Origin of the sequence: Microbispora sp. NPDC049633 (assembly GCF_040675265.1) — a bacterium.
GTDB lineage: Bacteria > Actinomycetota > Actinomycetes > Streptosporangiales > Streptosporangiaceae > Microbispora > Microbispora maris.
In genome coordinates, this window is record NZ_JBFAOO010000095.1 from 19,369 (window position 1) to 28,138 (window position 8,770).

Annotated in this window: 8 protein-coding genes; 2 read left to right on the plus strand and 6 right to left on the minus strand. The window is 71.9% G+C overall.

What is annotated here, in order from left to right:
* Window positions 1-30 precede the first annotated feature (30 nt).
* Window positions 31-432, minus strand: coding sequence for a nitroreductase family deazaflavin-dependent oxidoreductase (locus AB0J39_RS23450; RefSeq protein WP_363468204.1), 402 nt, complete (start codon window positions 430-432; stop codon window positions 31-33).
* A 27-nt stretch (window positions 433-459) separates the two neighbouring features.
* The gene (locus AB0J39_RS23455; RefSeq protein WP_363468206.1) at window positions 460-1,020 is read right to left on the minus strand and encodes a helix-turn-helix domain-containing protein; all 561 of its coding nucleotides are present in this window, start codon (window positions 1,018-1,020) and stop codon (window positions 460-462) included.
* Between the two features lie 104 nt (window positions 1,021-1,124).
* On the opposite strand from AB0J39_RS23455, the gene AB0J39_RS23460 reads away from it, so the two are divergent.
* Window positions 1,125-2,720 (plus strand): MDR family MFS transporter, encoded by a 1,596-nt coding sequence (locus AB0J39_RS23460; protein WP_363468208.1) that lies wholly within the window; start codon window positions 1,125-1,127, stop codon window positions 2,718-2,720.
* 63 nt (window positions 2,721-2,783) lie between these two features.
* On the opposite strand, the gene gndA is transcribed toward AB0J39_RS23460, so the two are convergent.
* On the minus strand, window positions 2,784-4,205 hold the full coding sequence (gene gndA, locus AB0J39_RS23465; protein WP_363468210.1) for an NADP-dependent phosphogluconate dehydrogenase: 1,422 nt from the start codon (window positions 4,203-4,205) through the stop codon (window positions 2,784-2,786).
* 82 nt (window positions 4,206-4,287) lie between these two features.
* Window positions 4,288-5,535, minus strand: a complete 1,248-nt coding sequence (locus AB0J39_RS23470; protein WP_363468212.1) for a TIGR03118 family protein — start codon at window positions 5,533-5,535, stop codon at window positions 4,288-4,290.
* A gap of 289 nt (window positions 5,536-5,824) precedes the next feature.
* On the opposite strand from AB0J39_RS23470, the gene AB0J39_RS23475 reads away from it, so the two are divergent.
* Entirely contained in the window at window positions 5,825-6,700 is an 876-nt protein-coding gene (locus tag AB0J39_RS23475) for a hypothetical protein (protein ID WP_363468214.1), read from the plus strand.
* A gap of 120 nt (window positions 6,701-6,820) precedes the next feature.
* On the opposite strand, the gene AB0J39_RS23480 is transcribed toward AB0J39_RS23475, so the two are convergent.
* Window positions 6,821-7,870, minus strand: a complete 1,050-nt coding sequence (locus AB0J39_RS23480) for a sulfotransferase (RefSeq protein WP_363468216.1) — start codon at window positions 7,868-7,870, stop codon at window positions 6,821-6,823.
* Window positions 7,871-7,965: 95 nt separating this feature from the next.
* Window positions 7,966-8,466 (minus strand): ATP-binding protein, encoded by a 501-nt coding sequence (locus tag AB0J39_RS23485; RefSeq protein WP_363468217.1) that lies wholly within the window; start codon window positions 8,464-8,466, stop codon window positions 7,966-7,968.
* Between the last annotated feature and the right edge of the window lie 304 nt (window positions 8,467-8,770).

Genomic DNA, 8,770 nt, shown 5'->3' on the forward strand with positions numbered 1-8,770 from the left:
CCGCCCGGCGCCCTCACGCGGCGCGCCGCGCTACATGCGTTCGATGACGACGACCGGGATCTCCCGGTCGGTCTTGGTGACGTACTCGTCGTACGCGGGCCAGGTGGCGGTCATCGTCCGCCACATGTCCGGACGCTCCTCCGGAGTCGCCGTACGGGCCCTCGCCTTGAACCTGTCCCCCCTGACCTGGAACTCCACCTCGGGGTCCGCCTGGAGGTTGCGGTACCACAGCGGGTGCTCGTCGGCCCCGCCCTTGGACGCCACCACCAGATAGGCGTCGCCGTACGGCTGGTAGATCAGCGGGGTGCTGCGGGGCTGTCCCGACTTGCGGCCCCGGGTCGTGAGGATGGCCACGGTGGTGCCCTCCCAGTCGTGGCCCACCTCGCCGTCGGTCTCGATATAGCGCTTGACGTGTTCCTGTCCGAAAAGCATGTCGATCACCTTCCCATCAGAGGGGGATCAACCGCCTGAACCCTCGGCCAATTCCAGGGCGACCTGCAGCCCCGCCGCGGTCCGCTCCTCCTCGGACGTCGACTCGTCCCTGACGAAGAACCACGCCGCGTGCATCGCGAACAGGGCCATGGACCGCCGGAGCTTGACCGGCAGCGGATCGTCCGGCTCGTACAGCGCCTGCATCAGCTCGCTCATGCGCTCGCGCATGAGGTCCACCTTGGCGTGGCCGCGCAGCGCCGTCTTGTTGCGGTCCATGAAGTGCATGACCTCGTGGGCGCGCCCACGGGTCATCAACGCGGAGTAGCGGGTGATCAGCTCCCCACGGGTGTCGGCGTCGCGGGGGTGCCGGTTCGCCCACGCGATCAGCTCGTCCAGCGCCTCGATGCGGTCCTCGACCAGGCTGGCGACGATGTCCTCTTTCGTCCGGAAGTGGTAGTAGAGGGCCGCCTTGGTGACGCCGAGGGCCTCGGCGATCTCCCGAAGTGACGTCGCCTCGTACCCCTGTTCGGTGAAGAGCCTGATCGCGACCTCCTGGATGCGGCTGCGCGTGTCGGTATGAGCACCCATATCCTGCTGTTCCTAATTGACTTGACGGCCGGCAAGTAAGGACAATACCGTGCCCCGGGCACTAGCCTGTCGGCAAGTAAGTAAATTCCTTCAAGGGGGCACCCATGACCACGGAGACCGCGGCCGCGCCCGGCCGGTCCCGGGAAGTGATGATCGTCTTACCCGGCCTGATGCTCGCCATGATGCTGGCGATGCTGGACAACATGATCGTCGGCACCGCCATGCCGAGGATCGTCGGGGAACTCAAGGGCCTGGACTACTTCACCTGGGTCACGACCTCGTACGTGCTGGGCACCACGGTCTCCACGCCGATCTGGGGGAAGCTCGGCGACCTCTACGGCCGCAAGAACGTCTTCCTCAGCTCGATCGTCATCTTCCTGGCCGGTTCCGCGCTGTGCGGCATGGCGGGCTCGTCGCTGTTCGGCGGCACCGGCGACGGCATGATCGAGCTGATCGCCTTCCGCGCGCTGCAGGGCCTCGGCGCCGGCGGGCTCATCGTCGGCGTGATGGCGATCATCGGTGACCTCGTTCCGCCGCGTGAGCGTGGTCAGTACCAGGGCATCATGGCCGCGATCATGTCGCTCGCCATGATCGCGGGGCCGCTGGTCGGCGGGTTCATCACCGACAACCTGAACTGGCGCTGGGCCTTCTACGTGAACCTGCCGCTCGGCGGCGTGGCGCTGATCTGGCTCATCCTCAAGCTGCACCTGCCCAAGCACCGGACCCAGCACCGCATCGACTGGCTCGGCGCGGCCGTCCTCACCGTGGCCATCACCGCGATCGTGCTGATCACGTCGTGGGGCGGCCAGAAGCACGGCTACGCCTGGGGCTCGTGGCAGATCCTGGGCCTGGCCGCCCTGGCGGTCGTCGCACTGGCCGTGTTCATCCCCATCGAGCGGCGGGCCGCCGAGCCGATCCTGCCGCTGCACGTGTTCGCCAACCGCAACTTCACGCTGATCAACCTGCTCGGCTTCCTGCTCGGTTTCGCGATGTTCGGGGCGATCACCTTCCTGCCGATGTTCCAGCAGATCGTGCAGGGCGCCACCGCCACGAACTCCGGGCTGCTCCTGCTCCCGATGATGGCCTCGTCCATGGTCGTGTCGCTGTTCGTCGGCAAGGCGATCACCCAGACGGGCAAGTACAAGAGCTTCCCGGTGATCGGCGGCGTGATCATGGCCATCGGCATGTGGCTGCTGTCGACGCAGGACGTCCACACCCCCGCCTGGCGGACCGGCGTCTACATCGCCGTCCTCGGCCTCGGCATGGGCTTCCTGATGCAGACGACCATGCTGATCGCGCAGAACAGCGTCGAGCAGAAGGACATCGGCGTGGCCAGCAGCGCCTCGACGTTCTTCCGCTCCATCGGCGGTTCGTTCGGCATCTCGCTGTTCGGCGCGATCTTCAACAACCGGCTCGCCGACGAGATCGCGGCCAAGTTCGGCGCGCAGGCGGCGCCCCTGGCGAACGCCGGCGGCGGTCAGATCGACCCGAAGGTGCTCGAGCAGCTCCCGCCGCCGGTGAAGGCGGGGTTCCTGGAGGCGCTCGCCGGCGCGATCGGCTCGGTATTCCTGTGGTCGGTCGTGTTCGCCGCGTTGGTTCCGGTCATCGCCGCCTTCATCAAGCACGTCCCGCTGCGCGGCGGCGCTCCCGGCGCCGCCGGCGGCGAGAAGGCGGAGCCGGTGGCCGCCGCCTTCGAGTAGCCGAATCCGGGCCGGTACGGCGCACGCCCCCGCGCGGGCGGGCGCCGTACCGTGTCTCCGGGGTCAGGCGGGCCGCTCGGCCCGGTCCGCCGACCAGTCGGTGTGGAAGGAGCCCTCCCGGTCGACCCTCCGGTAGGTGTGGGCGCCGAAGAAGTCGCGCAGCCCCTGCAGCAGCGCGGCGGGCAGCCGGTCGCGCCGCAGGCCGTCGTAGTAGGCGAGCGCCGAGGAGAAGCCCGGCGTGGGCACCCCGATCGTCGCCGCCGTCGCCACGACCCGCCGCCACGACTCCTGGGCCTCCTCCAGCGCCTGGGCGAAGGTCGGGTCGACCAGCAGCGTCGGCAGGTTCGGGTCGGCGTCGTAGGCCGCCCTGATCCGGTCGAGGAAGCGCGCCCTGATGATGCAGCCGCCGCGCCAGATCGTGGCCATCGAGCCCAGCTTCAGGTTCCAGCCGTACTCCGCGCTCGCGGCGGCCATCTGGTCGAATCCCTGGGCGTACGCGACGATCTTCGAGGCGTACAGCGCCCGCCGCACGTCCTCGACGAGGCCGGAGTCGCCGGCCGTGCCGGACGGCCCGGCGAGCGAACGGGCGGCGGCCCGCTGCTCCGGGTGGCCCGACAGCGCCCGGGCGAACACCGCCTCGGCGATGCCGGTGACCGGGACGCCGAGGTCGAGGGCGCTCTGCACGGTCCAGCGCCCGGTGCCCTTCTGCTCGGCCTGGTCCACCACCACGTCCACGAACGGCTTGCCCGTCGCGGCGTCGACGTGGCCCAGCACCTCCGCGGTGATCTCGATGAGGTACGACTCCAGGTCGCCCCGGTTCCACTCGCGGAAGATCTCGGACAGTTCCTTCGGGTCCAGCCCGAGGGCCTGCCGGAGCAGGTCGTACGACTCCGCGATGAGCTGCATGTCGGCGTACTCGATGCCGTTGTGCACCATCTTGACGAAGTGCCCGGCGCCGTCGGGGCCCACGTGGACGCAGCACGGCACCCCGTCGACCTTCGCCGCGATGTCCTCGAGCAGGGGACCGAGCGTCTCGTACGCCTCGGGGTCGCCGCCGGGCATGATGCTCGGGCCGTTGAGCGCGCCCTCCTCGCCGCCGGAGATGCCGGTGCCGACGAAGTGGATGCCCCGCTCACGGAGCGCCGCCTCCCGGCGGCGGGTGTCCGCGTAGAGGGCGTTGCCGCCGTCGATGATCATGTCGCCGGGCTCCATGACGGCGGCGAGCTCCTCGATCACCGCGTCGGTCGGCGCCCCGGCCTTGACCATGATGATCGCCTTGCGGGGACGTTCGAGGGAGGCCACGAACTCCTCGATCGTGCTCGCGGGCAGGAACGCGCCCTCGTCGCGGTGCTCCTCCATGAATCGGGTCGTACGGCTTTCCGAGCGGTTGTGCACCGCGACCACGTGGCCGTGGTGGGCGAAGTTCCGGGCGAGGTTGCGGCCCATGACGGCCAGGCCCGTCACTCCGATGTGTGCCTTATCCATGTGCACAGTCATACCGCCTCCCGGAAACCGGCGACCGGCCGAGGGTGGGTGTTTCCGCGGCCGGTCGCGGTGGGCAGCGCGATCAGGGGCCGTAGCCGCCGGCAGGGCGGGAGGCAGGGTGGGAGGCAGGGTGGGAGTGCGACGGCGCCGGCCTGGCCGAAACCGTGGGTGTGGGCGAGGCGGCGCCCGTGGCCGTGACCGGGCGGATCAGGCCGAGCAGGCCGTGCCGGGCGCCGGAGACGCCGGCCGAGAACCACACCGCGTCGGTGCCGCCGTTGGCGGCCGTGCCGGGTTCGAGGTCCCACAGGCCCTCGACGGCGATCGCCCTGCCGTCCGCCCCGCGCAGCGGGCCGAGGTGGCGCCCGGTCCGCGGGTCGTAGGCGTTGATCCATCCGTCGCCGAAGTTGCCGACCAGCAGCGCTCCCGCGTACGCGCCGAACCCGCGGGGGGCGAGCGTCATCGCCCAGGGCGCGTTCAGCGGGCCCCGGGAGGCGAGACGGCGCACGAACCGGCCGTCCGCCGTGAACTGGCTGACGAACCCGTTGCCCCGGCCCGCCGTCGGTCTGCCGGTCCCGGGATCACGCTTGGCGTACGCCACGAGGACCGAGGTCCCGGCGACCTCGACGTTGAAGGGGGAGTAGCGCGCGGGCAGGAACGGGTCGCGGAACTGGCGGCGCGACAGCCGCACCCGCCGGAAGTCGTCGTCGAAGACGTGGACGCCGCCGCCGGAGAAGGACGGCGCGAGCAGGAACGCGCCCCGGTCGGTGTGCATGAGCGCCAGGCCCTTGTAGTCGGCGCCGCGGGTGAACGCCGCGATCACCGCGGTGCCGGGATCGGCCTTGGCGCTCCAGGCGGTGATGGCGCCGCTCGGGCTGGAGAAGATGAACGAGGCGGGCGCGGTCCCCGCCTTTCCCTTGATCGTGAAGGCGTCGCCGGTGTAGGCGACCTGCCCGGTCGGGGTGCCGCCGGGGATGGCCACCGTGGTGGGGGCCTTCCTGGCCGTTCCCGTGCCGCCGGGGTGGCCGCCGGTGTAGACGGTCGCCGTGCCGGTCCCCGCGTTGGACACCCAGAGAGCGGCGCCCATCGCGAGGCCCCAGGGGTTGACCAGCTTCGGGTCGGTGAGGGCCGCCCGGCCCTTCACGTCGGAGACCAGGTCGACCTCGGCGAACCGGGCGGCCGCGCGCGCCGTGTCCGGGGATCGGTGGAGCCGGTGGCCGGAGCCCTGCCCGGCGGGGGACGCGTGGGGGGACGAGGCGGGGTGGGCCGGTGCCGCGCCGGCCAGTGCGAGCGCGAGCGGCGCGGCGCAGAGCGTGACGATACGTGCCCGCATGGGGCCTCCTGGAAGTGGTCAGAGCTGTGTCGGCATGCCCTTACGCCCGGAGATACGCCGCCGCGCCGTTCCGGGTTCACCCCACTCTTGCGCAGGTAGGGGACGCGGGCAGCGGCCCATCTGCCTTATCCTGACAAAACCCGCAAACCAAGCGGGTTTTATATAGACATGGTCGCCCGATGGCGAGGACGCTTGGCCTCCCGCCGGGCCGCTGGTAAGTCACTACAGCCAAGAAGTGCCGGCACCCAGCCGGCAGCCCACCGTCGTCGCGCAGCTACGGAGAAGAGACGTGTTCGCACCGAAGCCGGAACGGTCAGTCGTCGCGGTTCCTCCGCCCGGAGACGGGCCCGGATGCTGGTCGGGCGCGCCCAGCGCCGTGAGCCGGGACGGGTGGATCTACCTGGCCTACCGGCTGCGCCGGCCGCTCGACGAGGGGCGCGGGTATGCCGTGGAGATCGCCCGCTCGGCCGACGGCGAGCGGTTCGAGAGGATCCTCACGATCACCAAGGAGGAGATGAAGACCGAGTCGCTGGAGCGCCCCACTCTCGTGGTGACGCCGGAGGGCAGGTGGCGCCTGTATCTGAGCTGCGCCACCTACGGCACCAAGCACTGGCGGGTGGAGATGATCGAGGCCGCCGGACCGGCGGAGTTCGACCCCGCCGACGCGTCGGTCGTGCTGCCCGGCGACCTCAAGACAGGCGTGAAGGACCCGGTGATCCTCCACCACGGTGGCGTCTGGCACCTGTGGGCGTCGTGCCACCCCCTGGAGGACCCCGACGAGGCCGACCAGATGGTGACCGACTACGCCACCAGCGCCGACGGCGTCGAGTGGGCATGGCAGGGGACCGCGCTCGACCGGCGGCCGGGCGAATGGGACTCGCGCGGCGTGCGGGTGAGCGCGGTCACGTTCAGCGGCGAGACCGTCATCGCCTACTACGACGGCCGCGCGTCGGCGGAGGAGAACTACGAGGAGCGCACGGGCGTGGCCATCGGCCCCGGCCCGTCCACGCTCACCGCAACGGGAACCTCCCCCGTCGCCCAGTCGCCGTACGCCGGGGGAGGGCTGCGCTACCTGTCGATCGTGCCCGTCCCGGGGGGCCACCGCCTGTACTACGAGCTGACCCGCGCGGACGGGTCCCACGAGCTGCGTACCGAGCTGCGCTGACCTCGGCCCGGCCGGGCGGAGCCTTCGTGGCGCCGCGCCTTCGCGGGACAGCCGGCCGGGGACGCCTGCCCGGGAGACGAGGAGCCGGAGGACGAGGGCCGCGAGCGGGGGACGACGCGGTCAGGTGGCGTCGGGCGTCAGGTCGTCGTCGTCGGGCGCCCGGCCCCGGGAGGCCGCCCAAAGGCGGGCGTCGTCGCGGGCACGGCCGTTGCGGGCCTGCCGCTGGCCGGACGGCCGGGCGCCGACCAGGCCGCCGGACCGCTCCCGGGGGCGCAGCCAGTCGCCGAAGTCCTCGCCGAAGGAGTCGCTGCCCAGCACGTCGCGCAGCAGCGCGATGTCGGCGGCGAAGTAGGCCAGCAGCTCCTGGCGCTGCTCCCAGGTGAGCGGCCGCCGGGGCTGCGCGTCGCGCTGCAGCAGCCGCTCGAGCGGCGCGGTGAGCCGCTGGCCCAGCACCGGGTCGCCGAGCCGGACGAGCCGGGCCAGGACGCGGTGCGTGCGGCTGTGCGGCGGATGGGCGGTGACGTTCTCCCTCGGCACCTCGCCGACGAGCCCCTGCTCCACGCCGAGGAACGCGCAGATGCGGTCGAGCGCGGCGGCGGGGCGGTCGACCAGGTCCCGATAGCGGAAGACCAGCACCTGCTCGCGGGGGAACAGCGTGAACAGGTGCGCCAGCTGCTCGCCGTACCGGCCGAGGCCCACGTAGTGCCAGAACGGCGACCAGCCCTCGGCGGCCCGGCGCCTCTCGGCCGCGCAGGCCTCGATGACGTCCCCGATCGGCTCCAGGCCGGCCGACCACAGGTGGGTCCAGTTGGAGTGCGCGCGCTCCACGGGGTCGCGCAGCGAGACGATGAGCTTCGCGTGGGGGATCGTCTCCCGGATCCGCCGCTGGGCGTCCCGGTCGTACAGGTAGAAGGGGGTCGACTCGCCGCGCAGCGCCCCCGGTGGGGCGTCCGCGAACAGCGCCTCGTAGTCGGCGCGCCGCCACACGTGCTCCCGGTAGGTCTCGGCGTCCCCCGGCCCGCCCCTGTCGGGCGGCGGGCCGTCGGTGAGGAAGAACTTCGGCTCCTTCACGGGTGACATGAAGAGCCGGGGGTGACGGGCCAGTGCCGCGTGCAGGGCCGTGGTGCCGGCCTTCGGCACCCCGATCACCAGGAAGTCGGGCAGGGCCATGCGGAAGTCCTCCTACTTTCCCGATTTATTTACTAGGTTTTCCCCTTCCGTGCGAGAAATCACCCGTAGGTTCTGTACCACTCATCACGCTTGTGTCACTTCACGGGCCGCACGTTGCTCGCGACCGCGGCCCCCGGCCGGACCCACGCGGCCGTCCGCGGACGGGCGAGCGCCGCACGGCGGCGGTCGCCTTCGGACCAGATCTCGAACCACACCTCGTTGCGCCCGCCCTCGCGGACCAGCCCCCATCGGTCGGCCAGCAGGTCCAGCAGCGGCAGGCCGCGACCGCCCTGGCTCGACCCGTTCGGCAGCGGATGACCGGCGCACGGCGGTCCGGCCGAGCCGTCGTCCTCGACGCAGACCCGCACGCGGTCGGGCAGGCACGAGACGGTGACGGTGAACGTGCCGCCGCTCCCCGAGCGGGAGTGCACGACCGCGTTCGTCGCGATCTCGCTGGTCAGCAGCACGCAGTCGTCGTGGCGGGGATGGTCTCGCCCGAGCGCGGCCGACACGAGCCTGCGCGCCCGCCCCACCTGGTCCCGTCCCCCCGCGAGGCGGGCCACGCGGTTCCCCGCGCCGTCCCCCGAGATCTCCATGAGCCCTCCCGTGCCTGGGCGGTGTGACCGTCGCAGGAGAGGACGTCCGCCCCCGCGCTCGCGATGTCACGGGAAAGTAGGAGTGTCCTTGCCCCGCAATGTCAGGAAAACGAACCGCGCGGACGAACGCGCCGGAGGGCGGTGGCGGGGCGGGGCGGCCGGGTGCATCGAAGGCACGGAAACGCGACGGGGGCGGCGGGTCCGGTCCGTCCGGGCCCCCCGCCCCCCTTCGCCCCCCCCCGACGGCCGGGCGGGGCCGCCGCGGGCAGGGGTCGTGCGCGGCCGCGCCCCCGGCCGATCGGAA

Bases quoted from the DNA above. Each gene is read 5' to 3' on its own strand.
- AB0J39_RS23470 (WP_363468212.1), bottom strand. From the start codon at position 5,535: ATGCGGGCACGTATCGTCACGCTCTGCGCCGCGCCGCTCGCGCTCGCA.
- AB0J39_RS23485 (WP_363468217.1), bottom strand. From the start codon at position 8,466: ATGGAGATCTCGGGGGACGGCGCGGGGAACCGCGTGGCCCGCCTCGCG.
- AB0J39_RS23480 (WP_363468216.1), bottom strand. From the start codon at position 7,870: ATGGCCCTGCCCGACTTCCTGGTGATCGGGGTGCCGAAGGCCGGCACC.
- AB0J39_RS23450 (WP_363468204.1), bottom strand. From the start codon at position 432: ATGCTTTTCGGACAGGAACACGTCAAGCGCTATATCGAGACCGACGGC.
- AB0J39_RS23460 (WP_363468208.1), top strand. From the start codon at position 1,125: ATGACCACGGAGACCGCGGCCGCGCCCGGCCGGTCCCGGGAAGTGATG.
- AB0J39_RS23455 (WP_363468206.1), bottom strand. From the start codon at position 1,020: ATGGGTGCTCATACCGACACGCGCAGCCGCATCCAGGAGGTCGCGATC.
- gndA (WP_363468210.1), bottom strand. From the start codon at position 4,205: ATGGATAAGGCACACATCGGAGTGACGGGCCTGGCCGTCATGGGCCGC.